Origin of the sequence: Bradyrhizobium sp. B120, assembly GCF_049075665.1 — a bacterium.
Lineage (GTDB): Bacteria > Pseudomonadota > Alphaproteobacteria > Rhizobiales > Xanthobacteraceae > Bradyrhizobium.
The window spans coordinates 7,344,809-7,369,866 of sequence record NZ_CP185242.1; the positions used below are offsets into that span (position 1 = coordinate 7,344,809).

22 protein-coding genes are annotated in these 25,058 nt (G+C 66.2%); 13 read left to right on the forward strand and 9 right to left on the reverse strand.

The window, feature by feature from the left end; all coding sequences use genetic code 11:
- Positions 1–94 precede the first annotated feature (94 nt).
- The gene (locus ACOIX3_RS34145) at positions 95–634 is read right to left on the reverse strand and encodes an adenine phosphoribosyltransferase (RefSeq protein ID WP_092124551.1); all 540 of its coding nucleotides are present in this window, start codon (positions 632–634) and stop codon (positions 95–97) included.
- 115 nt (positions 635–749) lie between these two features.
- A complete protein-coding gene (locus ACOIX3_RS34150; protein WP_420966454.1) occupies positions 750–2,915 on the reverse strand; it encodes an anthranilate synthase component I in 2,166 nt (721 codons plus the stop codon).
- Positions 2,916–3,268: 353 nt separating this feature from the next.
- Here ACOIX3_RS34150 and ACOIX3_RS34155 point away from each other — a divergent pair, with 353 nt between their 5' ends.
- Positions 3,269–4,267 carry a VOC family protein gene (locus ACOIX3_RS34155; protein ID WP_420966455.1) on the forward strand — a complete coding sequence of 333 codons (999 nt, stop codon included), beginning with the start codon at positions 3,269–3,271 and terminating at the stop codon, positions 4,265–4,267.
- 143 nt (positions 4,268–4,410) lie between these two features.
- Here the strand turns inward: ACOIX3_RS34155 and ACOIX3_RS34160 are convergent, their stop codons facing one another.
- The 3 genes from ACOIX3_RS34160 to petA all read right to left on the reverse strand — a co-directional run bounded on the left by ACOIX3_RS34160 (position 4,411) and on the right by petA (position 7,963).
- Positions 4,411–5,085 (reverse strand): dienelactone hydrolase family protein, encoded by a 675-nt coding sequence (locus ACOIX3_RS34160; RefSeq protein ID WP_420966456.1) that lies wholly within the window; start codon positions 5,083–5,085, stop codon positions 4,411–4,413.
- Between the two features lie 202 nt (positions 5,086–5,287).
- Entirely contained in the window at positions 5,288–7,360 is a 2,073-nt protein-coding gene (locus ACOIX3_RS34165) for a cytochrome c1 (protein ID WP_420966458.1), read from the reverse strand.
- Positions 7,361–7,432: 72 nt separating this feature from the next.
- On the reverse strand, positions 7,433–7,963 hold the full coding sequence (petA, locus tag ACOIX3_RS34170) for a ubiquinol-cytochrome c reductase iron-sulfur subunit (protein WP_173641229.1): 531 nt from the start codon (positions 7,961–7,963) through the stop codon (positions 7,433–7,435).
- Positions 7,964–8,240: 277 nt separating this feature from the next.
- On the opposite strand from petA, the gene ACOIX3_RS34175 reads away from it, so the two are divergent.
- The 6 genes from ACOIX3_RS34175 (at position 8,241) to ACOIX3_RS34200 (ending at position 11,798) form a co-directional block, all read left to right on the forward strand.
- On the forward strand, positions 8,241–8,741 hold the full coding sequence (locus tag ACOIX3_RS34175) for a tRNA (cytidine(34)-2'-O)-methyltransferase (protein WP_420966461.1): 501 nt from the start codon (positions 8,241–8,243) through the stop codon (positions 8,739–8,741).
- A gap of 10 nt (positions 8,742–8,751) precedes the next feature.
- On the forward strand, positions 8,752–9,384 hold the full coding sequence (gene queE / locus ACOIX3_RS34180) for a 7-carboxy-7-deazaguanine synthase (RefSeq protein ID WP_420966462.1): 633 nt from the start codon (positions 8,752–8,754) through the stop codon (positions 9,382–9,384).
- 34 nt (positions 9,385–9,418) lie between these two features.
- A complete protein-coding gene (locus tag ACOIX3_RS34185; protein WP_420971856.1) occupies positions 9,419–9,784 on the forward strand; it encodes a 6-pyruvoyl trahydropterin synthase family protein in 366 nt (121 codons plus the stop codon).
- Between the two features lie 2 nt (positions 9,785–9,786).
- Complete coding sequence (gene hemF / locus ACOIX3_RS34190) at positions 9,787–10,683, forward strand: oxygen-dependent coproporphyrinogen oxidase (protein WP_420966464.1); 897 nt, start codon at positions 9,787–9,789, stop codon at positions 10,681–10,683.
- Positions 10,674–11,414 (forward strand): HAD family hydrolase, encoded by a 741-nt coding sequence (locus tag ACOIX3_RS34195; RefSeq protein ID WP_420966466.1) that lies wholly within the window; start codon positions 10,674–10,676, stop codon positions 11,412–11,414. Before hemF ends, ACOIX3_RS34195 begins: the two co-directional genes overlap by 10 nt.
- Positions 11,415–11,552: 138 nt before the next feature.
- Positions 11,553–11,798 (forward strand): DUF2158 domain-containing protein, encoded by a 246-nt coding sequence (locus ACOIX3_RS34200; protein WP_420966468.1) that lies wholly within the window; start codon positions 11,553–11,555, stop codon positions 11,796–11,798.
- A 155-nt stretch (positions 11,799–11,953) separates the two neighbouring features.
- On the opposite strand, the gene ACOIX3_RS34205 is transcribed toward ACOIX3_RS34200, so the two are convergent.
- The 4 genes from ACOIX3_RS34205 to ACOIX3_RS34220 are packed head-to-tail and all read right to left on the reverse strand — an operon-like array spanning position 11,954 to position 14,791.
- Positions 11,954–13,210, reverse strand: coding sequence for a CCA tRNA nucleotidyltransferase (locus tag ACOIX3_RS34205; RefSeq protein WP_420966470.1), 1,257 nt, complete (start codon positions 13,208–13,210; stop codon positions 11,954–11,956).
- Positions 13,207–13,470 (reverse strand): DUF6111 family protein, encoded by a 264-nt coding sequence (locus ACOIX3_RS34210; protein WP_420966472.1) that lies wholly within the window; start codon positions 13,468–13,470, stop codon positions 13,207–13,209. Before ACOIX3_RS34210 ends, ACOIX3_RS34205 begins: the two co-directional genes overlap by 4 nt.
- Entirely contained in the window at positions 13,467–14,102 is a 636-nt protein-coding gene (locus tag ACOIX3_RS34215) for a CoA pyrophosphatase (protein ID WP_420971857.1), read from the reverse strand. Before ACOIX3_RS34215 ends, ACOIX3_RS34210 begins: the two co-directional genes overlap by 4 nt.
- A gap of 32 nt (positions 14,103–14,134) precedes the next feature.
- On the reverse strand, positions 14,135–14,791 hold the full coding sequence (locus ACOIX3_RS34220) for a DUF1285 domain-containing protein (protein WP_420966474.1): 657 nt from the start codon (positions 14,789–14,791) through the stop codon (positions 14,135–14,137).
- Positions 14,792–15,020: 229 nt separating this feature from the next.
- Here ACOIX3_RS34220 and ACOIX3_RS34225 point away from each other — a divergent pair, with 229 nt between their 5' ends.
- From ACOIX3_RS34225 to ACOIX3_RS34250, 6 genes are all read left to right on the forward strand, one after another.
- Positions 15,021–16,025 carry an AAA family ATPase gene (locus ACOIX3_RS34225; RefSeq protein WP_420966476.1) on the forward strand — a complete coding sequence of 335 codons (1,005 nt, stop codon included), beginning with the start codon at positions 15,021–15,023 and terminating at the stop codon, positions 16,023–16,025.
- The gene (locus ACOIX3_RS34230; protein ID WP_420966477.1) at positions 16,025–16,966 is read left to right on the forward strand and encodes a DUF58 domain-containing protein; all 942 of its coding nucleotides are present in this window, start codon (positions 16,025–16,027) and stop codon (positions 16,964–16,966) included. Before ACOIX3_RS34225 ends, ACOIX3_RS34230 begins: the two co-directional genes overlap by 1 nt.
- Entirely contained in the window at positions 16,966–19,776 is a 2,811-nt protein-coding gene (locus ACOIX3_RS34235) for a DUF4159 domain-containing protein (RefSeq protein ID WP_420971858.1), read from the forward strand. Before ACOIX3_RS34230 ends, ACOIX3_RS34235 begins: the two co-directional genes overlap by 1 nt.
- A 124-nt stretch (positions 19,777–19,900) precedes the next feature.
- Positions 19,901–21,964 (forward strand): hypothetical protein, encoded by a 2,064-nt coding sequence (locus tag ACOIX3_RS34240; protein ID WP_420966478.1) that lies wholly within the window; start codon positions 19,901–19,903, stop codon positions 21,962–21,964.
- A 172-nt stretch (positions 21,965–22,136) separates the two neighbouring features.
- Positions 22,137–22,559, forward strand: coding sequence for a DUF2946 family protein (locus tag ACOIX3_RS34245; RefSeq protein WP_420966480.1), 423 nt, complete (start codon positions 22,137–22,139; stop codon positions 22,557–22,559).
- 124 nt (positions 22,560–22,683) lie between these two features.
- Positions 22,684–25,050, forward strand: a complete 2,367-nt coding sequence (locus ACOIX3_RS34250; protein ID WP_420966481.1) for a TonB-dependent receptor — start codon at positions 22,684–22,686, stop codon at positions 25,048–25,050.
- Positions 25,051–25,058 lie beyond the last annotated feature (8 nt).

Here is a 25,058-nt window from a genome sequence, read left to right on the forward strand (position 1 = left end):
TTTGCGACGGCTGCGGCTGCAGCGGTCTTCATAACCACTATTGGTGGTAATGGGTCCCGGCCTTCGCCGGGACGACGTTGTGGATGGGTTTGCGCTAGTGCCCTTCGAACGCCATCAGCGTGCGCACCGGAACGTCCATCGCGCGCAGCTTGGCGGCGCCGCCGAGATCGGGCAGGTCGATGATGAAGCAGGCCGCGACCACATTGGCGCCGATCTGGCGCAGCAGCTTCACCGCACCCTCCGCGGTGCCGCCGGTCGCGATCAGATCGTCGACCAGGATCACGCGCTCGCCGGGCTGCACGGCATCGGCATGCATCTCCATCTCGTCGATGCCGTATTCCAGCGAGTAGGCGATCCGCACCGTGGTGTGCGGCAGCTTGCCCTTCTTGCGGATCGGCACGAAGCCGGCCGAGAGCTGATGCGCCACCGCGCCGCCGAGGATGAAGCCGCGCGCCTCGATGCCCGCGACCTTGTCGACCTTCGCCCCCGCCCAGGGATGCACCAGTTCGTCGACCGCACGGCGGAAGGCGCGGGCATCGGCGAGCAGCGTCGTGATGTCGCGGAACAGGATGCCCTTCTTCGGGTAGTCCGTGATGGTGCGAACGGTCGCCTTGATGTCGTGGTCGAAGGTCATTGATCTCGCTCTGGCTGTCATTCCGGGGCGATGCGAAGCATCGAACCCGGAATCTCGAGATTCCGGGTCTGGTGCTAGCGCACCATCCCGGAATGACGATGGTTAAACTTTGCCTTCACTTGGTACTCACATTAAGCCGGAATGCATTCTCGACGATGCGCAGGCCCACCTCGTTGCCGAGCGACATCAGCGATTCCGGATGGAATTGCACGCCGCCGACCGGCAGGGTCTTGTGCTCGATCACCATCGCGACGCCGTCTTCGGTGGTCGCGGTCACCGCCAGCACCTCGGGCACGCTGTCGCGCTCGACATAGAGCGAATGATAGCGGCCGATCACGATCTCATTCGGCAAATTGTGCATCAGCCTGCCGCCGCGGACCTGGACGCGCGACGGACGGCCATGCGCGGGCTGGCCGAGTTGGCCGAGCTGGCCGCCGAAATACTCGCCGATCGCCTGCACGCCGAGGCAGACGCCGAAGATCGGCAGCTTCTTTTCCAGCGCGGTGTCGATGGTCTTCGCGATGCCGAAATCCTCCGGGCGACCCGGCCCGGGCGACAGCACCAGCAAATCCCATCCGCGCTGCTTCAGCATGTCCTGGGCATGAATGTGCCGGACCACGGTGACGTTGGCGCCGACCTGGCGGAAGTAATCGGCCAGCATATGCACGAAGCTGTCGTCGTGATCGATCAGGAGTACGTTCTTGCCCGAGCCGGTGGCGTCAGGCGCGAAATCCGACAGCGGCTTCGGCGGATCGCCGCGCAGCGCCTGGAACAGCGCGGCCGCCTTGACCTGGCACTCGCGGTCCTCGGCGGCCGGATCGGAATCAAACAGGCAGGTCGCGCCGACCCGCACCTCGGCGAGGCCGTCCTTCATGCGGATGGTGCGGATGGTGAGGCCGGTGTTGATGCTGCCGTCGAAATTGACGCAGCCGATCGCGCCGGCGTACCAACGACGCGGCGACCGCTCGTGATCCTCGACGAACTGCATCGCCCACAATTTCGGCGCGCCGGTCACGGTGACCGCCCAGGCATGGGTCAGGAAGGCGTCGAGCGAATCGAAGCCCGGCCGCAGCATGCCCTCGACGTGGTCGACGGTGTGAAACAGTTTTGAGTAGGTCTCGATCTGACGCCGCGCCAGCACCTTGATGGTGCCGGGCACGCAGACCCGCGCCTTGTCGTTGCGATCGACGTCGGTGCACATGTTGAGCTCGAACTCGTCCTTCTCCGAGTTCAACAGCTTGCGGATCTGCTCGGCATCGCCGATCGAGTCCGAGCCGCGCGCGATGGTGCCCGAGATCGGACAGGTCTCGACCCGGCGGCCGTCAGAGCGCACGAACATCTCGGGCGATGCAGAGACCAGGAATTCGCCGTCGCCGAGATTCATCAGCGCGCCATAGGGCGACGGGTTGATGCGACAGAGCCGCTGGAACACTTCCGCCGGCGAACGCTCGCAGGGCTCGGCAAACAGCTGCCCGGGCACCGCCTCGAACAGATCGCCGCGGGCGAACGCCGCGCGGGCGACTTCGACGGTCGCCTGGTATTCGCCCGGCGCGTGATCGGCAAAACCCTGCCGCCCGGTCATGGCGTAGAGGCTCGGCGCCGTCTCGTGCGACTGGCCGGCGGTGGATTTGCCCTTCCAGGAGAACTCGTAATTCAGCGCCACGCCGCGGCCGGTGGCGCGGTCATACGCCAGCAGCCGGTCCGGCACGTAGAGCACGATGTCGCGCTGGTCGGCCTCGCGGGCGCGCTTCTGCACGATGTCCTCGATCTGGAACACGAGGTCATAGGCGAAGGCACCGAACAGGCCGAGCAGCGGATCGGCATTGGAGGTGAACGCCGCCACCATGTCGCGCACCAGCGACATCACGCTGGCGCGACGGGTGCGCTGGTCTTCCTCGACCGGCGCAGCGCCGCGGATGATATGGCCGGCCAGCCGCGTGGCACTGCGCTCGGAGATCACGACGCAGGGCTCGCGCAGCACGTCGCCGAGGAAGGCGATCAGCACCTCGCCGCGCGGGTTCAGCGCCTGCAACGAGAAATCGGTGCCTGACGTTTCCAGCACCAGCGGCGGATCGGCAAAGCCGAGGTCAAAGCTCTCATAGCGGCCCGGCACGGTGGTGCCCGAGGACAAGACCACGCCGCGGCGGCGGTCCAGCAGCGCGATCAAATCGTCGAGGCGGTTGGCGCCGCCGGTGAACTGCTCGACCACGCGCGCAACCGCAAGGCCGCCATTGGTGAGGTATTCGCTCTTGGCCGGCAGGGAGAAGACTGTCCTGTTCATGTGATCCTCTTACGAGACTTGGGAAGAGAGCGCCACACAGGACAAACGAAGGGACCGTCGCACTGCGATGGCGACCTTCGACGTTTTTGGGAAATGAAAACGCACCGGCCACCTATGAGAAGGTGGGCCACCAACGACGGGATGGACTGGCAACGGTGCTCATGGCCGCTACTCACCACCCGGCGCGGGCCGTGTCAAGGGATCGCCCGACACCCCTGCCCCAACCTTGGAAGCCCCTTGGACGCCCTGTTGGACGGCATTTTCGGGGTTTGAAGCGACCGGAAACCGCGTAGGATTTATCGAAATGGCGGCCGGTCAGCCGCCCAAAAAACAGACAGATGGTGGAGGCGCAGATGGCGATTTTGGGTCTCGGATATGCCGGCTTCGGCTCCGACGCACTCGACGACTGGCGGCAGTTCGGCACCGGCCTGGTCGGGCTGCAGGCGATCGAGCGAGGCAACGCGTTGCTCGCCTTCCGGATGGACGACCGCAAGCAACGCATCGTGATCGACCGCGCCCAGGGCGAAGGGACGCGGTTCTTCGGCTGGGAGGTCGCGGATGCCACCGCCCTCGACGCGCTGGCGTCGCGGCTGGAGCGCGCCGGTGTCTCCGTGACCGCCGAGCCGCAGGTGCTCGCAGATAGCAGGCGGGTCCGCGGACTGATCTCATTCCAGGACCCGGCCGGCAACCGTCTGGAGGCGTTTCATGGCCCTGAGATCGACGACACGCCGTTCAAGCCGGGACGATCCATTTCCGGCTTCCGCACCGGCGCGCTCGGGCTCGGTCACGCGGTGCTGACCGTCGAGAACATCGCACCCGTCATGAGCTTCTATGTCGACGTGCTCGGCTTCGGCCTCAGCGACTACATCGAAAAGCCGTTCCGCGCCTATTTCTTCCACGTCAATGCGCGCCATCACTCGCTGGCGCTGATCGAGACCGGCGCGAACGGCATGCATCATCTGATGGTGGAGTTGTTCTCGCTCGACGATGTCGGTCAGGCCTACGACATCGCGATGAAGGAAGACCGGGTCAACGTCACGCTCGGCCGTCACACCAACGACCTGATGACGTCGTTCTACGCCAAGTCGCCGTCAGCCTTCATGGTCGAGTGCGGCTGGGGCGGCCGCGAGATCGATCCTAAGAACTGGACGCCGTTCGAGATGCATGACGGCCCGAGCCTGTGGGGCCACGAGCGCGTCTGGCTGTCGCCGGAGGACCGCGCCGTCGCGCGCGAGATGCGCATGCGCGCCGCCGCCGAGGGCAAGCGCGCACCGGTGCAGGTGCTGGAAGGCAATTTCAAGCTGATGTCGGGCACCTGCCCGTGGTGGGACGAGGTGAAGGCGGAGAACTAGTTCTCCGTCGTCCCTGCGAAGGCAGGGACCCATAACCACAGGGTGTGGTTGCTTGGCGAGATGACTGCCAGCGTGCCCATTGCCGCGGCCGCGGCGTATGGGTCCCTGCTTTCGCAGGGACGACAGCTCGCTTGGGGACGCAATCAGCCCAGATGCTTCCTGAAGTAGTCCGTCGCCCGGTCCCAGGCCAGTTCGGCACACTGCCGGTCGTGCACCGACAGGCGCTGCTCGTTGCCGAAGCCGTGGTCGGCGTCATAGCGGTACAGCTCCAGCGATTTGCCGGCGGCCCTCATCGCCTTCTCAAAACCATCGACCAGCGCCGGCGTGCACCAATCGTCCTTGGTGGCAAAATGCCCCTGCAATGGAATTCTGACGTCCGCCGGCTTGGCCGCCTGCTCCGGCGGAATGCCGTAGAACACCACACCGGCGGTGAGCTCCGGGATCTTGGTGGCGCCGATGATGGTCACCGCGCCGCCGAGGCAGAAGCCGGTCAGGCCGACCTTGGCGCCGTTCTTGCCGAGATATTGCGCGGCGCCGCGCACCGTCTGCGTGGTGGCGTCCATGAAGTCGAGCGAGTTCATCTCTTTGCCGGCCGCGTCGGTGTCGTGATACGGCACCACCTTGCCCTTGTAGAGATCGGGCGCCAGCGCATCGAAGCCGGCCCGCGCGAAGCGGTCGCACATTCCCTTGATCTGGTCCTGCAGCCCCCACCATTCCTGGATCACGACGACCCCGGGCGCGTTGCCGCGCGCGGCGTTGGCGAGATAGCCTGACGCTTCCTTGCCGTCCGGACGCTTGAAGTTGATGCTGGTACCCATGAGTTCCTCCGCAATGTTGGCCGGCTGATTGGCCGGCATTTTGTCCGTACTCGGCGACGGACGCAATTGCCCTGCGGCCCCCTCGCGCACTCGTCATGATCGCAGAAGCACAAACGCCTTTCTCGCGAACCAGGGTTTGAACACGCACAAAACAAAAAGCCCCCGAAGGGGCTTTTTCAAACGCGCGATACCATACCTGGGGTCAGTGGGCGTCGGCCCAGACCTTGCGCTTGGTGAAGTACATCAGGATGGCGAAGATCACGAGGAAGAAGAACACCTGCATGCCGATCCGCTTGCGCTCTTCCATGCGCGGCTCGGCCGCCCACATCAGGAACGTGGTGACGTCGTGCGCGTATTGCTTGACCGTCGCCGGCGAACCGTCGTCGAAGGTCACCTGACCGTCGGACAGCGGCTTCGGCATCTTGATGGCGTGGCCAGGGAAGTACTTGTTGTAGTACGAGCCTTCCGGGATCGTGACGCCGGCCGGGGCCTTGTCCTCGAAGCCCTGCAGAACGGCGTCGACATAGTCCGGGCCCTGCTCCTGGTACTGGGTGAAGAAGTCGATCACGAACTGCGGGAAGCCGCGCTTGTAGGACCGCGCCTTGGTGATCAGCGAGAGGTCGGGCGGTGCCGCACCGCCATTGGCCACGCGCGCGGCCTGCTCGTTCGGGAACGGCGCCGGGAAGTAATCCGCCGGGCGGCCCGGGCGCTCGAACATCTCGCCCTGGTCGTTCGGGCCATCCTTGATCTTGTACTCGGACGCCAACGCAGCCGCCTGCGCCTCCGAATAGCCGGGGCCGCCGGCATCGGCGAGGTTGCGGAACGCGATGTAGTTCAGGCTGTGGCAGGCCGAGCAGACTTCCTTGTAGACCTTCAGGCCACGCTGCAGCGAGCCGCGGTCATACTTGCCGAAAGGGCCGGAGAACGACCAGCTTTGGGCCGGCGGGGCGTCGCCGCCCTCCTCGGCCTTGGCGTTCTGGGTGCTGCCGGCGAACAGGCCGCCAGCCACCACCAGCGCAAGCATGACAGAGGCTGCGGTCGCGGCCCTGCCCTTGCTCTTCGCCAGCACGTCGTCGGCGATCGAGTTCGGCACCGGGCGCGGCGTCTCGATGCGGGCGAGCAGCGGCAGCACGATCAGGAAGTAGGCGAAGTAGCACACCGTCAGGATGCGGCCGGCGATCACATAGATGCCTTCCGGCGGCTGCGAGCCGAGATAGCCGAGCAGGATGCAGACCACCACGAAGATCCAGAAGAACTGCTTGGCCAGTGGACGATACTTCGACGAACGGGTCCGCGCGTTGTCGAGCCAGGGCAGGAATGCCAAGACGATGATCGCACCGAACATGCACGCGACACCGGCGAGCTTGTTCGGGATCGAACGCAGGATCGCGTAGAACGGCAGGTAGTACCATTCAGGCACGATGTGCGCCGGGGTCACGCCGGGATTCGCCGGGATGTAGTTGTCGGCGTCGCCGAGGTAGTTCGGCATGTAGAAGATGAACCAGGCAAAGAAGATCAGGAAGCACGACACACCGAACGCGTCCTTGATCGTCGCATACGGGGTGAACGGCACGGTGTCCTTCTCGGTCTTGGCCTCGACGCCGGCCGGGTTGTTCTGACCCGCGACATGCAGCGCCCAGATGTGCAGCACGACCACGCCGGCGATCACGAACGGCAGCAGGTAATGCAGCGAGAAGAAGCGGTTCAGCGTCGGATTGCCGACCGAATAGCCGCCCCACAGCAGGGTCACGATGCTCTCGCCGAAATACGGTACCGCCGAGAACAGATTGGTGATGACGGTGGCGCCCCAGAAGCTCATCTGGCCCCACGGCAGCACGTAGCCCATGAAGCCGGTCGCCATCATCAACAGGTAGATGATGACGCCGAGGATCCACAGCACCTCGCGCGGCTCCTTGTACGACCCGTAATAGAGACCGCGGAACATGTGGATGTAGACCGCGAAGAAGAACATCGACGCGCCGCAGGCATGCATGTTGCGCAGCAGCCAGCCGTAATTGACGTCGCGGACGATCAGCTCGACCGACTTGAAGGCGAGATCGGCGTGCGGCGTGTAGTGCATCGCCAGGATCACGCCGGTCAGGATCTGCAGCGCCAGCATCAGCGAAAGGATGGCGCCGAAGGTCCACCAGTAGTTCAGGTTGCGTGGCGTCGGATAGGCCACGAACGAGGAGTGGACGAGGCCGAAGATCGGAAGGCGCCGTTCGATCCACTTCAAAGCGGGGTTGCTCGGTTGAAAATCAGATGGTCCGCTCATTGATGCGATCCTGAAGAAGAAAAACGACGCGATGGGTCCAAGGGGAAGCCGAAATCCCGGAGGGTCCGGGACTTAGCCGATCTGGATTTTGGTGTCGGTAAGGAAGGCGTAGGGCGGCACCGGCAGGTTGGCGGGCGCCGGCCCCTGGCGAATACGACCGGAGGAGTCGTACTGCGAGCCGTGGCAGGGGCAGAAGAAGCCGTCGTAATTGCCCTCATGGGCGATCGGGATGCAGCCGAGATGGGTGCAGATGCCGATCACGACCAGCCACTGGTCATGGCCTGCCTTGACGCGGGCCGAGTCGGGCTGCGGATCGGGCAGGCTCGAGAGCGCCACGCTCTGGGCCTCCTGGATCTGCTTCTTGGTGCGATGGCTGATGTAGATCGGCTTGCCACGCCAGAAGACCTTGATGTCCTGGCCCTCGGCGATCGGCGTCAGATCGACCTGGATCGGCGCGCCGGCCGCGATCGTCGCGGCATCCGGGTTCATCTGGGCAACCAGCGGCCAGACGGTCGCGGCTGCGCCGACGACGGCGGCAGCTCCGGTTGCAACAAAGAGAAAATCACGGCGTGTCGGATGGTCCGCCGAAGACGCTGTCGTCACGATTCCTAGCCCTTTCTTTTCTGCAGCCGGTGGAACCGCCCCGGAGACGCAGAACGCGCCCCAAGAAAGGCTGCCGGCGCCCGCGGCCCCCGCGGCGGCAGAAAACCACTATTCCCCACCCCAAATGGCGGAACAGCAGTCCAGAATCGTTCTATTGGCACCCTTGCCGGACGAGCGCAAGCCCGCTATCGGCTCGCACACGTGCAATGCACGAAATCCGCGCCGAGCGATGTTTTATTGAGACAATTTCATCCGGATTTCACAGGTCGCCCGCACCATGCAGATCGCGCTGTTCCAGCCCGACATCCCCCAGAATACCGGGACGATTCTGCGCCTCTGCGCCTGCCTGGACGTGGCAGCCCATATCATCGAACCGGCAGGGTTCGACACCTCGGACCGGAATTTCCGCCGGGCGGGTATGGACTATCTCGACCATGTGCGGTTGAAGCGTCACGACTCATGGTCGAAATTCGAGGAATGGCGGGCCGAGGCCGGATGCCGGCTGATCCTGTTCACGACCAAGGCGGCGAAACCCTATCTTGATTTCGCGTATACGGCCTCCGATGTCCTGCTTTTCGGGCGCGAAACGGCAGGGGTGACCGAGGCGGTCGTGGCCGCCGCGGATGCGCGGCTGCTGATTCCGATCAAGCCGTCCCTGCGCTCGCTCAATGTGGCGGTCACCGCGGCCATGGCAGTTGGAGAGGCGCTGCGGCAGACGGGTTCAGCGCTTGCGGGTTCAGGATTTGCCGGCTCAGGAACTGCCGGTTCGGTAACTTAAGGGATTTTTGGTGAGCTACGCGGTCAAGGAGATCTTTCTCACCCTGCAGGGCGAAGGCGCCCATGCGGGCCGGGCCTCCGTGTTCTGCCGCTTCGCCGGCTGCAACCTCTGGAGCGGCCGCGAGCAGGACCGCGCCGGGGCAGTCTGCCGGTTCTGCGACACCGATTTCGTCGGCACCGACGGCACGCTCGGCGGCCGCTATGCCGATGCGGCCGAGCTTGCCGGCACCGTTGCCGCGCAATGGACCGGGGGCGAAGCCGACCGCTACGTGGTGCTGACCGGCGGCGAGCCGCTGCTGCAGGTCGACACTGCCCTGATCGAGGCCCTGCACGGCCACGGCTTTGCGATCGCGATCGAGACCAACGGCACCATCGCGCCGCCCGACGGGCTCGACTGGGTCTGCGTCAGCCCCAAGGCGGCATCCGAGCTCGTGGTGCGCAAGGGGCACGAGCTCAAGCTGGTCTATCCGCAGCCGGAGAACGCGCCGGAGGATTTTGCGGGCCTCGCCTTCGAGCGCTTCTCGCTGCAGCCGATGGACGGGCCCGAGGTGATCGAGAATACCGAGCGGGCGATCGCATACTGCCTGAAGCACCCGCAATGGCGCCTCAGCGTGCAGACGCACAAGGCGCTCGGCATCAGATGAACTCTACTTTGTCAGAACTGGGTTGTTGAACGAGATGTGGGAATTGACGAAAGCGTTTCGGTTCGAAGCTGCGCATGCGCTGTCCGGAACGACCTTTGGCACTGCCAGCGAGGAGATTCACGGTCACTCGTTTCGAGCCGAGGTTACCGTCCGCGGCACGCCCGATCCGAAAACCGGCATGGTGGTCGATCTCGGCCTGCTCGAGCGCGCCATGGCCGAGGTGCAGAAGACGCTCGACCACAAGTTCCTCAACAAGATCGAGGCGATCGGCGTGCCGACGCTGGAGAATCTCTCACGCTTCATCTGGGAGCGGCTGCAACACGCGGGCAGGCTGACCCGCGTCAGCGTCCATCGCGACAGCTGCAACGAGAGCTGCAGCTATTTCGGCCCACAGGGTTAGCCATGCTGCCAACAGACCCCGCCATCATCGAAGACCGCAAGACGCGTGCGCGCGGCTGGTTCGAGGCGCTGCGCAACGACATCTGCGCGGCCTTCGAGACGCTCGAGGACGATGCCCCCGCAGCGCTCTATCCCGGCAATGCCGGCCGGTTCGTGCGCACCCCCTGGGATCGCACCGACCACACCGGCAAGCCCGGCGGCGGCGGCGTGATGTCGATCATGAAGGGCCGGCTGTTCGAGAAGGTCGGCGTGCACTGCTCGACCGTGCATGGCGAGTTCGCTCCCGAATTCCGCGCGCAGATTCCCGGCGCCGCCGACGATCCAAGGTTCTGGGCCTCGGGCATTTCGCTGATCGCACACTTGCGCAATCCGAACGTGCCCGCCGTGCACATGAACACCCGCTTCGTCGTCACCACCAAGGCGTGGTTCGGCGGCGGCGCCGATTTGACGCCGGTGCTGAACCGGCGGCGCACCCAGGATGACCCCGATACGGTCGCCTTCCATGCCGCGATGAAAGAGGCCTGCAACGGACCGAACGGCGTCGCCGACTACGACAAGTACAAGAAATGGTGCGACGACTATTTCTATCTGCCACACCGCAAGGAAGCCCGCGGCGTCGGCGGCATCTTCTATGACTGGCACGACAGCGGCGACTGGGAAGCCGATCTCGCCTTCACCCGGGACGTCGGGCGCAGCTTCCTGAAGGTCTATCCCGACCTGGTGCGGCGCAATTTCGAGGCCGACTGGAGCGCGGAGGATCGCGACGAGCAGCTGATCCGCCGCGGGCGCTATGTCGAGTTCAACCTGCTCTACGATCGCGGCACCATCTTCGGCCTGAAGACCGGTGGCAATGTCGATTCGATCCTGTCGTCGCTGCCGCCGGAGGTGAAATGGCCGTGACCAAGCTGCCGCGCGCGATGCTGATCGACATGGATGACACCATCCTGTCGGCCTATGGACGTCCCGAGATCGCCTGGAACACGATCACCACCGAGTTCGCCGCGGAGCTCGCGCCCCTGCCCCCGGACATGGTCGCGACGGCGCTGTTGGCCTCTGCACGGCAATTCTGGTCGAGCGCCGAGCCGATCTGGCGGATCAAGCTCGGCGAGGCGCGGCGGCTGACCGTGAAGGGCGGCTTCGCTCAGCTTGCGGCGGCCGGCCATCGTGCGCTGCCGGACGATCTCGCGGATCGCATCGCCGATCGCTTCACCGCCTATCGCGAGGAGGAGATGTTCATCTTCCCCGGCGCGCATGAAGCGATCGATGCGTTCAAGGCGCTCGGCATCAAGCTCGCGCTGGTCACCAACGGCGCCGCCGACATGCAGCGCGCCAAGGTCGAGCGCTTCGCGCTCGGCCATCGCTTCGATCACATCCAGATCGAGGGCGAGCACGGTTTCGGCAAGCCGGAGGAGCGCGCCTATCTGCACGCGATGCAGGCGCTCGGCGTCACCGCACCGGATACCTGGATGATCGGCGACAATCTGGAGTGGGAAGTCGTGGCGCCGCAGCGGCTTGGCATCTACGCGATCTGGATGGACGTGCACGGCGTCGGGCTGCCGCCGGGATCGACGATCAAGCCCGACCGCATCATCCGCTCGCTGACCGAACTAGTTCCGGCCGCGCGCAAATAACGCGGCTTCTGTTTTCACAGCAAATCCACCGCGCCAGGCGCCGGCCGTGATCGGACTGTCATCACCGGTCGCTAGCTTGCCGTCCGCGTCATCCAGCGCGGAGGGAGAATCATGGAACTGAAACCAGGCGATGTCGTCATGCTGAAATCCGGCGGCCATCCGATCACGGTGGTGGAGGTCGACGAGGACAAGGTCGAATGCCTGTGGATGGGCACGGACGGCGACCTGTTTCGCGAAACCCTGCCGCTCGTCGCACTCGAGTCGGCCGAAATCGATCCGGAAGATGACGAAGAGGAAGACGACGAAGAGGACGACGAGGAAGAAGAGGACGACGAAGACGAGGACGACGACGGCGACCGCAAGAAGAAGCGTAAGGCGGCTTGAGATCTGTTGGCGCGATGCTGCCTGGCACATGCCGGCGGCATCGTCTCCACACGACGTTCAATCGTCGTTCAGCCAATCGTCACCGTGCCGCCGATGATCACGGCGGCATCGAGATGCCGGCAAGAAAATCCGGCGAGAAAATCTAGAAAGAAAATCTAGAGCCGATGGTCACGGGTGAAACGGGAAACGGTCTGGTCGGCGATGCCAGACAACACCTGCGGATCGAGCGGGAAATCCGCAGCTAGCCAAGCATCCTCGGCCAAGGTCAGTACATGCCCGAGCGCAGGTCCCTCGGCAATCCCGCGCGCGATGAAATCCGACGCCCGCAACGGAAAGTGAGGCGCGCGCCAGCGCTGCGGCAGCGTGGCGAGCGCGCGCCATTGATCGACATCGCGGTCCGCGCCGGTTCGCGCCCAGGCGAGCAGCAGCCGGTCGCGATAGGGCTCCTCGTCGAGCCGATAGAGCCTGCGCTTGGCACGCGCCTCGTCCATGCCGGGCAAGCGCCACCAGCGGTGGCCCATCGAGTCGAGCGCCTTGGCTTCGGCGTTGGAGAGCCGCAGCCGGCTTGCGATCCGCCGTGCGTCCTCGGTCACGGCGACCGTCAGCGCGGCCAGCCTGCGCGTCGCGCTCGGCCTAAGCGCCATCAACTGCTCGATCTCGATCATCGCCGCGAACGGCCCGGTATAGGCGACGCCGCCGAACAGCGGCAACAGCAACCCGCCATCGCCCATCGCGACCACCGCGCCGGCGGCGCCGTTCGCGACCACGAGCTTGAGCATCTCCATGCGGATGCGCTCGGCCGAGAGGCCGGCAAGTCCCGCGCGCCCGCTGATGCAGGCGAGATAGCCGGCGCGATCGACCTCGCCTGCGCCATAGGCTGCGTGGAAACGGAAGAAGCGCAGGATGCGCAAGTAATCCTCGGCGATCCGCTGCGCGGGATCACCGATGAAACGCACCTGCCTCGCTTCGATGTCGGCGAGACCGCCGACGTGGTCATGCACGACGCCGGAGGCGTCGACCGACAGGCCGTTGATGGTGAAGTCGCGCCGCTCGGCGTCGCGCACCCAGTCGCGCCCGAACGCCACCTTGGCCTTGCGGCCATAGGTCTCGGTGTCCTCGCGCAGCGTCGTCACCTCGAAGGGCTGGCCGTCGACGACCAGGGTCACCGTGCCATGCTCGATGCCGGTCGGCACGCTCTTGATGGCCGCCCGCTTGGCACGGCGGATCACCTCCTCCGGCAATGCCGTGGTGGCGATGTCGATGTCGGCGAGCGGAATCCGCATCAGCGCGTTGCGCACGGCACCGCCGATCACCCGCGCTTCCTCGCCGTCGGCATTGAGCAGGCCGAGCACGCGCGCCGCGGGCCCCGAAGCGAGCCACGGCGCGTCGGACAACAGGCGCACCTCGCTCATTTCTCAGCTCCCGGCACCAGCCTGCCGTTCTCGATATGGGCGGGAACGTAGGTCGAGTTCGGCGGCGCGCCGGTCAATTCGGCCAGCAACACGAAGCTCACGATGACCAGCACCAGCGCTGCCAGCGTCAGCTTCGCGATCATGTCGAGCGGCCATGATGCCGGCAGCGTCACGCCGGACCGCGTCGCGAAGAGGAAGATGGCATAGACCGCGAAAGGGATCAGGAAGATTCCGACCTCGGTCAACACCGTGCGGATCATGACAGGTAGATCCGCTCATACAGCACCCGCAGGATGCCGGCGGTCGCGCCCCAGATGTAGCGCTCGGCGAACGGCATCGCGTAGTAGGACCGGTCCATGCCGCGGAATTCCTTGGTGTGGATCTGATGATTCTCGGGGTTCATCAGGAAAGCGAGCGGCACCTCGAACGCATCGACGACCTCGGCCTCGTTGATCTCCAGGGTAAATCCCGGCTTCACCCTGGCGACCGTCGGCAGGATGCGGAAGCCGAACGCGGTGCCATAGAGATCGAGATAGCCGACAGGGTCGATGAATTCCCGCTTCAGCCCGACTTCTTCACAGGCTTCGCGCAGCGCCGCATCGAGCGGCGAGGCATCGGTGGCGTCGATCTTGCCGCCGGGAAACGAGATCTGGCCGGCGTGGCTCGACAGATTGGGCGAGCGCTGCGTCAACAGCACGGTCGGCTCGGGATGATCGACCACCGGGATCAGCACCGCGGCCGGCCGCACCGGCTGCTCCTGGGCTACGATCTCGAGCATGCGATCGTTGCCGGAATCTCCGGTGCGCGGAATGATATGCGGATCGACCAGGCCCGGCGGCACTTCGAAATCGAGCCGCGTGCGGGCTCGCGCGAAGAATTCCGTCGAGCTGATCGTCGCCGGCTTCACCTTCAGCAACGGCTCGTTCAAAGTGCGCCCCTCACCTGGCTGGCATCGGCCATCGCGAAAAACTCGCCGCCGGACTCGATGCCGAACATCTCCTGACCATCGACCATCCGCTCCTCGCCCATGTCAACCAGATCGTAGTAGAGCGCGCGGGTGACCTTGGCCCAGAGGTCGGCGCGAACGTGCAGATAGGGCGTCAATCCGCCGTCTTCGGCGGCCTCGAATCTGAGCCCATGGCCCTTCTCGCAATCGACCCAGTCGTCGACATTGGTGCGGAACCTGAGCAAACGGCCGCGCGCGTCTTCTTCCGTCTGCATTTCCACGGCAAGGAACGGCGCGTCGTCGACGCGGATGCCGACCTTCTCCACCGGTGTCACGAGAAAGTGCTTGCCGTCCTCGCGCTTCAGGATCGTAGAGAACAGCCGCACCAGCGCAGGGCGTCCGATCGGCGTTCCCATGTAGAACCAGGTGCCGTCGGGCGCGATTCGCATGTCGAGATCGCCGCAGAACGGCGGATTCCATAGATGAACCGGCGGCAGGCCCTCGCGTCCGGCCGGACCCGATGTCGCGGCTTGATTGGCGGCGGTGGTCAGCCCTTCGAGGCCCTTGCCTCCGAGCGCCTTCGCTCCGAGCCCCGTAGTTTCACTGCCGGAATCGCTCTGCCCTTGCTTCGCCATTGTTTGCCCTGAAGTTTCCAACCCTCAATCTGGCACATTTGGTGCACGTATCCTGAGATGTGGTCGGGATGTCATTCTCGCCACATCGTGATGCCGTTCATACCCTGAAATACCGATAAGGTGGGGATAGTTTAATTCAACGAATACATGGCCTTCGCATAGGTTTAGCATGCGGCCCATGTGGTGACGACGCGAGAATCGAGCGCATCGTCAAGAAGGAGCGGATCGAATGGCCGGTGCAGACAGCGTCGAAAAACTGGAAGATGTGATCGTCCGCTCGGCCGAGCAGGTCGCCGGCCAGATCAAGGCTGCCAAGGACGCGGTCGCCACCGTCATCTTCGGCCAGGACCAGGTGATCGAAAACACCCTGGTGACGATCCTGTCCGGCGGCCACGCGCTGTTGATCGGCGTCCCCGGCCTCGCCAAGACCAAGCTGGTCGAGACGCTCGGCGTCACGCTCGGCCTCGACGCCAAGCGCATCCAGTTCACGCCCGATCTGATGCCGTCGGATATTCTCGGCGCCGAAGTGCTCGACGAGAGCTCCGCCGGCAAGCGTTCGTTCCGCTTCATCTCGGGTCCGGTGTTCGCGCAGCTCCTGATGGCCGACGAGATCAACCGCGCCAGCCCGCGCACGCAGTCGGCGTTGCTGCAAGCCATGCAGGAGCAGCACATCACCATTGCCGGCGCGCGGCACGATTTGCCGAAACCGTTCCACGTGCTCGCGACGCAGAATCCGCTCGAGCAGGAAGGCACCTACCCGCTGCCCGAGGCGCAGCTCGACCGTTTCCTGATGGAAATCGACGTCGACTATCCCGATCGCGACGCCGAGCGGCGCATCCTGTTCGAAACCACCGGTGCCGATGAGACGCTCGCCAAGGCGGCGATGGACGCCGAGACGCTGATCACGGCGCAACGCCTGGTGCGGCGCCTGCCGGTCGGCGATTCCGTGGTCGAGGCGATCCTGACGCTGGTGCGCGCCGCGCGCCCCGGCCCCGAGGGCGGCGAAGCCGGCAAGCTGATCGCATGGGGACCCGGTCCCCGCGCCAGCCAGTCGCTGATGCTCGCGGTCCGCGCCCGCGCGCTGCTCGACGGAAGGCTCGCGCCGTCGATCGACGACGTGCTCGATCTGGCCGAACCCGTGCTCAAGCACCGCATGGCGCTGACCTTCTCGGCGCGCGCCGAGGGCCGCACCATTCCTGACGTGATCAAGCAGTTGAAGACGCGGATCGGTTGATGGCGGCAGACAACAGGCACCAGAACGAGGAGATCCTGGCGGTTCGACGTGCCGATGGCGAAAGCCGAACGCTCGCCGCATCGCTGCCGCGTCTGGTGCTTGAGGCCCGCCGTGTCGCCGCCAACGTCATCCATGGCCTGCACGGCCGCCGCCGCGCTGGCTCGGGCGAGAATTTCTGGCAATACCGCCGCTTCGTCTCCGGCGAGCCGTCGCAACGCGTCGACTGGCGCCGCTCGGCACGCGATGACCATCTCTATGTCCGCGAGCAGGAGTGGGAGGCCGCGCACACGGTGTGGATCTGGCCCGACCGCTCGCCCTCGATGGCCTTTGCCTCGCGCGAAGCCCGCGACTCTAAGCTGGAGCGCGGACTGATCGTCGCCTTCGCGCTTGCCGAGCTGCTCGTTGCCGGCGGAGAGCGCGTCGGCATTCCCGGCCTGCTGAACCCGACCGCAAGCCTCAACGTGATCGACAAGATGGCGGAAGCGATGTTGCACGACGAGAAGACGCGCGCGAGCCTGCCGCCGTCCTTCGTGCCGTCGTCGCTGGCCGAAGTCGTCGTGCTGTCGGATTTCTGGTCGCCGATCGCGGAGATCACGACGATGCTGGCCGGGCTTGCCTCCTCGGGCGCGCACGGCACGATGATCCAGGTCGTCGATCCCGCCGAAGAGACTTTCCCCTATTCCGGCCGCGTCGAATTCGTCGAGCCGGAGGCCGGCAGCGTCATCACCGCGGGCCGCGCCGAGAGCTGGGCGAGCGACTATGTCGCGCGCGTCGCACTGCATCGCGACCAGATCCGCGCCGAGACCAACCGGCTCGACTGGCTGTTCTCGACCCACACCACCAGCCGCTCCGCGGCCGAACTGCTGCTGTTCCTGCATGCCGGCATGATGGTGAGCAAGGGCGGCGGCCGCTCAACCGTCAAGGCGGGACGCAGCGCATGATCGCAGGCCTCCCGCTCTCCTTCGCCGAACCATTGCTGCTATTGGGGCTGGTCAGCCTGCCGGTGCTGTGGTGGCTGTTGCGCGTGATGCCGCCGCGGCCGCGCCGGATCGAATTCCCGCCGACGCGGCTGCTGTTCGACATCGCGCCCAAGGAGGAGACGCCGTCGCGCACGCCGTGGTGGCTGACGCTGCTGCGGCTCGCCGCCGCCGCGCTGGTCATCTTCGCCGCCGCCGGACCGATCTGGAATCCGCAGACCGGCGTTGCCGCCGGCAAGCAGCCGCTGGTGATCCTGCTCGACGACGGCTGGAGCGCGGCCTCGAGCTGGGATGCGCGGATCAAGGCCGCTGACGAGCTGGTCACCAATGCCGACAGCGACCGCCGCGGCGTCGCGCTGGTGCCGCTGTCCGAGCCGACGCGCGACATCACGCTGATGCCGGCCGGCGCCGCGCGCGTCGCGCTGCGCCAGCTTGCGCCAAAGCCCTACTCGATCGATCGCGTCGAAACCCTGGCGACGCTGGAACGTTTCCTCAAATCGACCGGCGACTGCGACATCGCCTGGCTGTCCGACGGCGTCGACACCGGCCGCGGCAGCGAATTCACCGAAGGTCTCGGCAAGGTGATCGAGAGCCGCAATCTGACGATCTATGCCGGCGGCGCGCAATCCGCGCAGGCGCTGGTCGCGGCCGAGAACGCCGCCGCCAAGATGACCGTGAAGGTGCTCCGCACCGAAAGCGGCATCGCGGCGGGAACGGTGCGCGCGGTCGACGCCAAGGGCTCGCCGATCGGCGAGGCCCGCTACGCATTCGGCCCGCAGGAGCGCGAGACCGAAGCCGCCTTCGATCTTCCGGTCGAATTGCGCAACGACATCGCGCGGCTCGAAATCTCCGGCGAGCATTCGGCCGGCGCCGTGCAGCTGCTCGACCGGCGCTGGCGCCGCCGCGCCATCGGCGTGGTCTCGGGTGCGAGCAACGACACCGCGCAGCCGCTGCTGGCCTCGACCTTCTATCTCTCCCGCGCGCTGTCGCCCTTCGCCGACGTCAGGCTCGGCGATCGCGGCGCGCCGCAGCAGGTGATCGGACAATTCCTCGACCAGCGGCTGCCGATGATCGTGATGGCCGACGTCGGCACGCTGTCGCCGGAGATCCGCGACCGCCTCAATGCCTGGATCGAGCAAGGCGGCGTGCTGGTGCGCTTCGCAGGCCCTCGCCTCGCGCAGGCCGATGACGACCTCGTTCCCGTCAAGCTGCGCCGCGGCGGACGCACGCTCGGCGGCAGCCTGACCTGGGAGAAGCCGCAGCACATGGCCTCGTTCGCCGCCGACGGCCCGTTCACGGGCCTCACCGTGCCGAAGGACATCACCGTCAGCCGCCAGGTGCTGGCCGAGCCCGACGCCGTGCTCGCGACCAAGAGCTGGGCCTCGCTGGAGGACGGCACGCCGCTCGTCACCGGCGAGCATCGCGGCAAGGGCGTGGTCAGCCTGTTCCATGTCGGCGCCGACATGCGCTGGTCCGATCTGCCGATGTCCGGCACCTTCGTCGAGATGCTGCGCCGGCTGATCGACATGTCCGGTTACACCTCGAAGCCCGGCCCCGGCGTCGCCAGCGATCCCAACGCCGAGACCGTGGCGCCGCTGCGTACGCTCGACGGCTTCGGCGCCTTCGGCCCGCCGCCGTCGACCGCCAAGCCGATGTCGGCGGACTATCGCGACCGCGGCACCGCGGACCATCCGCCCGGCTTCTACGGCACCGCCGAGAGCCCGATCGCGGTCAACACGCTGGCCTCCGCCGACCGCATCGCCCCGCTCGACACCTCCGGCCTGCGCGCCAAGCATGCGACCTACACCAACGCCGAGCCGCGTGACCTGCGCGGGATCATGCTGTCGGCGGCGCTGGCGCTGTTCCTGCTCGATGCGATCGTGGTGGCGATGCTCGGCGGCGGCCTTGCCGCGCTGATCCGGCGGCGCGCCGCGCCTGCGGTGCTTGCCTTGGCCTTCATCCTTGCGACCATGATGGTGCCGTCGCCGACGCGCGCCCAGAACGCCAGCAGCGACGACTTCGCCATCAAGGCGGTGTCGCAGACGCGGCTGGCCTATGTCGTGACCGGCAATGCCGACGTCGACTCCATCGTCAAGGCCGGGATGTCCGGACTGACGCTGTTCCTCGGCCAGCGCACCGCGCTGGAAGCCGGCGATCCCGTCGGCATCGATCCGGCGCGCGACGAGCTCGCATTCTTCCCGCTGATCTACTGGCCGATCGTGCCCGGCGCGCCGAAGCCGGCGCAGGACGCCATCAACAAGATCGACGCCTATATGAAGCAGGGCGGCACCGTGATCTTCGACACCCGCGACGCCGTCGAGGCGCCGCCGGGCGACAATGGTGCGTCGCAGACGCCCGGCATGCAGACGCTGCGCGAATTGCTGTCGACCCTCGACGTGCCCGAGCTCGAGCCGGTGCCGCGCGAGCACGTGCTGACCAAGACGTTCTATCTGCTGCGCGACTTCCCCGGCCGCTTCAACACGGGCCAGACCTGGGTCGAGGCGCTACCGCGCGAGGACGACGAGGAAGCCGCACAGCGCCCGGCACGCGGCGGCGACGGCGTCTCGCCGATCATCATCACGTCGAACGATCTCGCCGGCGCCTGGGCGATCCGTCCCGACGGGCAGCCGATGCTGCCGCTGACGCCAGGCGAGCCGCGTCAGCGCGAATTCGCCTTCCGCGCCGGCGTCAACATCGTGATGTACACGCTGACCGGCAACTACAAGGCCGACCAGGTGCACGCGCCTGCCCTGATCGAGCGGCTGGGACAATAGAGATGCGAGTGATGTGTTCAGCTGCCAACACCGTCATTCCGGGATGGTCCGAAGGACCAGACCCGGAATCTCGAGATTCTGGGTTCGATGCTTTCGCATCGCCCCGGAATGACGGGGTGATGACATGAACTACGGTATCGCGTTCACACCGCTGGTTCCCTCGATCGTGCTGTGGATCGCGCTCGGCGCGATCGTCGTCATCGCGGTGCTGCTGTTGCTGTCGCGCGCGCGCGGCGCCGCGGTGCGTGTCGCCGCGCTGGCGCTGATCCTGCTTGCGCTGGCCAATCCCTCCTTCACCCGCGAGGACCGCGAGCCGCTGACCTCGGTCGCGGCCGTGGTGATCGACAAGAGCCCGAGCCAGAATTTCGGCACCCGCAACCAGGAGACCGACAAGGCGCGGCAGTCGCTGGTCGACAGCCTGAAGCAGATCAAGGGCCTCGAAGTCCGCGTCGTCGAGGCCGGCCAGGCCGACGGCGAAACCGACGGCACCAAATTGTTCGGCGCGCTGACGTCGGCGCTGTCGGACGTTCCGGTCGAGCGCGTCGCCGGCGCGTTCATGATCACCGACGGCCGCGTGCACGACATTCCCGCCAACGCGCAGGCGCTCGGCTTCCAGGCACCGCTGCACGCCTTGATCACCGGCCGCAAGGACGAGCGCGATCGCCGCATCGCGATCACGGCCGCGCCGCGCTTCGGCATCGTCGGCCAGACCCAGACCATCACCTACCGGCTCGACGACCAGGGCGTCACCGGCGAGCGCGCCAAGGTCACGATCCGCCGCGACGGCGAGGTGATCAACGAGCGCACGCTGACCAGCGGCCAGACCTCCAGCGTCGACATCGACATCAAGCATGCCGGTCCGAACATCGTCGAGATCGAGGCCTCGCCGCTCGAGAACGAGCTGACGCCGGTCAACAACCGCGCCGTGGTGGCGATCGACGGCGTGCGCGACAAGCTGCGCGTGCTGCTGGTGTCCGGCGAACCGCATGCCGGCGAGCGCACCTGGCGCAATCTCTTGAAGTCCGACCCCAGCGTCGATCTCGTGCACTTCACCATCCTGCGTCCGCCGGAGAAGCAGGACGGCACGCCAATCAACGAGCTGTCGCTGATCGCGTTTCCGACCCGCGAGCTGTTCCAGCAGAAGATCAACGAATTCCAGCTGATCATCTTCGACCGCTACGCCCGCCAGGGCGTGCTGCCGATCGCCTATTTCGACAACATCGCGCGCTATGTCCGCTCCGGCGGCGCGGTGCTGGTCTCGGCCGGTCCCGACTACGCCTCGACCACCAGCATCTGGCGCACGCCGCTTGATTCCGTGCTGCCGGCCGAGCCGGTCGGCGTGACCGAGAAGCCGTTCTACGCGCATTTGAGCGATGCCGGGAAGCGCCATCCGGTGACGCGCGGGCTGGAAGGCTCGAATGCCGAGCCGCCGCATTGGAGCCGGTTCTTCCGCACCGTCGACACCCGCAACGCGATCAATCCGCCGGTCATGACCGGCGCCGACGGCAAGCCGCTGCTGCTGCTGTCGCGGTTCGGCGAAGGCCGCGTCGCGCTGCTGCTCTCCGACCAGATCTGGCTGTGGGCGCGCGGCTATGAAGGCGGCGGACCGCATCTCGATCTGTTGCGGCGGGTGTCGCACTGGCTGATGAAGCAGCCCGACCTCGACGAAGAGGCGCTGCGCATGCAGGTGCAGGGCAAGGATCTCATGGTGGTGCGGCAGACCATGGCCGACACCGTCGCGCCGGTCACCGTGACGTCGCCGAGCGGCGCCACGCATGAACTGACCTTGACCGCCGGCGATCCCGGCGAGTGGCGCGCCACGTTGCCCGCGAGCGAGCTCGGCCTGTGGCAGGCCACCGACGGCACGCTGAAGGCGCTGATCAATGTCGGCCCGACCAACCCGAAGGAATTCTCCGAAGTCACCTCGACCACCGACATGCTGAAGCCGCTGGCGCAGGCGACCGGCGGCGACGCACGGCGCATCGTCGACGGCTCGAGCCTCGACATGCCGCGCATCGTGCCGGTGCGCGCGTCGACGATCTTCCGCGGCGACGGCTGGCTCGGCGTCAAGATGCGCGACGCCAGCGTGGTCAAAGGCGTCGGCGTGCTGCCGATGTTCGCCGGCCTGGTCGGCCTGCTGCTGCTGCTCGGCGCATTCGCGGCAACCTGGCTGCGTGAGGGACGCTGAGACCAACAGCGCTCAATGTCCAACCGGCCCCGTTGCTTCAATCACACACCAGCAACGGATCGACACAGTGTGTCTGAACCACCGTTGACATCACGGCCGCCCTCCGATGTTATAATGTAACATCGGGCGGCCGTGGAATGAGCGCCGTCCCGATGGGTGGGGCTCAATCGGCATGAAGTGGTTCCGAAGACGCATCAAGACTGGCTCGCGGCTTGCGCTGTTCGCACTCGCCGTCCAGTTCGTGCTGTCGTTCGGGCACTTCCACCCCATTGCGGCCGTGCAAGCGGCGCCCGCGGTCCAGACCGGCCTGTCGCTGCTCGATCTCGCCTATATCGGGACCTCGGCGACGCCGGACCTCGCGGTCCAGGTGACCGGGACCGAGCCGCCCACGAGGCACGACAACGACCGGCATCCGGCCGACAATTGCGCGATCTGCACCGTCATCTCGCTCGCGAGCAGCATGCTGTTCTCGGCGCCGCCGGTGCTGTTGCTGCCGGAAGCCATCGAGCTTCTGTTCCGCACCACCAATGCCGAATTCATCCATCTGAAATCGGCGACCGCGGCCTTCCGCTCCCGCGCACCTCCCCTGTCCTGAACATCGACTGATTGCTGCACGCCCTGAGCGGACGGCCGCGTCACAGTTGCGGCCTGCTCCGCCAAGGCAAATCGGGATCGATCCGTCATTTCGACGGCCCTGGATCAGGACTTGGATCGGGACAATGACACTTCAGAAGAAACGAGCACTCCACATTGGAGGCGCGAGCTGGCTGCTGCTCGGCGCAATGCATAGCGGCGCGCTGGCCGATGACCCGCCGACGCAACTCCCTGACATCACGGTGACGGCGCCGAGCCCGATCCAGCGGCATCGCACTGCGCCGACACGCGCGCCGGTTCACGTCGTCCGGGCTGCACCTAGCCGCAACCGCGAACGCGCCGCAGCAGACCAACCGGCGCAAGCAGCACCGGCGCCGGCACCGCAGCAGGGCGTGCTGCCCGTCGTCACCGACCAGTTCGCAACCGTCACCGTGGTGCCGAATGAGGAACTGCGGCGCTCCGGCGGCGCCACGCTCGGCGATCTCCTGTTCTCCAAGCCCGGCATCACCGGTTCGAGCTTCGCGCCCGGCGCGTCGAGCCGGCCGATCATCCGCGGCCTCGACGTCAACCGCGTCGGCATTGTCGAGAATGGCCTCGGCGGCGGCGGCGTCTCGGACCTCGGCGAAGATCATTTCGTGCCGATCGATCCGTTCTCGACCAACCAGATCGAGGTGGTGCGGGGACCTGCCGCGTTGCGTTACGGCTCGACCTCGATCGGCGGCGTCGTCAGCGCCACCAACAACCGGATTCCCGACGCGATGCCGGCCTGCGCGGCGGCACCGTTCCAGAGCTACGGATTGCCGGTGAAGGCGCCGCTGGCCGACACAGGCGCGCCCGGTTGCCTCAATGTCGAGACCCGCACGTCGGTGAGCTCGGTCAATCGCGGCGTCGAGGGCGGCATGCTGCTGGACGCCGGCGGCAACAATGTCGCCGTGCATGCCGATGTCTATGGCCGCTCTACCGGCGACTACAGCATCCCGAGCTATCCGTATCTGTTCGATCAGACCCGGCCGGTGAACGGCCGCCAGCCGAATTCCGCGACGCAGTCGGACGGCGCCTCGGTCGGTGCGTCCTATTTCTTCCAGGGCGGCTATATCGGCGCGGCGATCACCCAGAACGACTCGCTCTATCATATTCCGGGAATCGACGGCGCTGATCACCGGACCCGGATCGACGCGCACCAGACCAAGATCGCGGTCAAGGGCGAGTACCGGCCCGATGCGGCCGCGATCGACGCCGTGCGGTTCTGGGTCGGCGCGACCGACTATCGGCACAACGAGCTTGGCCTCGCCGATCCGGCCGACCTGTTCAGCGACGGCGTGCGGCAGACCTTCACCAGCAAGGAGCAGGAGGCCCGCGTCGAGGTGCAGATGATGCCGTTCAACGCGCGCTTCGCGACAGTGACCACGGCGTTCGGCCTGCAGGGCGGGCACCAGGAGTTGACCGCGCCGAGCCCGGACAACCCAGGCGCGCTGTTCAACGGACTGTGGAGTCCGAACAACAACGACCGGATCGCGGGGTACGTGTTCAACGAGTTCAAGTTCACGGACCAGACCAAGGCGCAGGTCGCCGGCCGCATCGAGCATGTCGAGCTGCACGGATCGACACCGGATTTCCCGGCGGACTTCCTGCCGGACGGCGCGCCGCAAAGCTCGGTTTCACGCAATCCGTCCTACACGCCGGTCAGCGGCAGCGTCGGGCTGATCCAGAACCTGCCCGGCGACCTCGTCGGCAGCATCACGGCGCAATATGTCGAGCGCGCGCCGAAGCCCGCGGAGCTGTTCTCGCGCGGCGCGCATGATGCGACCGCGACCTTCGACATCGGCAATCCGAACCTGACCATCGAGACCGCGAAATCGGTCGAGGTCGGCCTGCGCAAGGCGACCGGTCCGTTCCGCTTCGAGGCCACCGCCTATTACACCCGCTTCAGCAATTTCATCTATCGCCGCCTGACCGGGGTGATGTGCGGCAGCGATTTCGATTCCTGCGGCAATGGCGATCCCGGCAACGAGGGCCGGCAGGCGGTCTATTCGCAGCGCGATGCCATCTTCCGCGGCGCCGAATTCCAGAGCCAGCTCGACATCGGCGCGCTCAACGGCGGCATCTGGGGCATCGAGAACCAGTTCGACGTGGTGCGCGCCACCTTCACCGACGGCAGCAACGTGCCGCGGATTCCGCCGGTGCGGCTCGGCGGCGGCGTCTACTGGCGCGACAGCAATTGGTTCACCCGCATCAACCTGGTGCACGCCTTCGCGCAGAGCGACATCGCTGTGATCGGCGAGACGCCGACCGCGGGCTACAACCTGCTGAACGCGGAGATCACCTACAACACCAAGCTCAGTCAGTCGTGGATCGGTGCGCGCGAGATGACGCTTGGCCTGGTTGGAAACAATCTGCTCAACCAGAACATCCGCAACTCGGTGTCCTACACCAAGGACGAGGTGCTGATGCCGGGCCTCGGCGTGCGGGCCTTCGCCAATCTGAAGTTCTGAGACGAGCA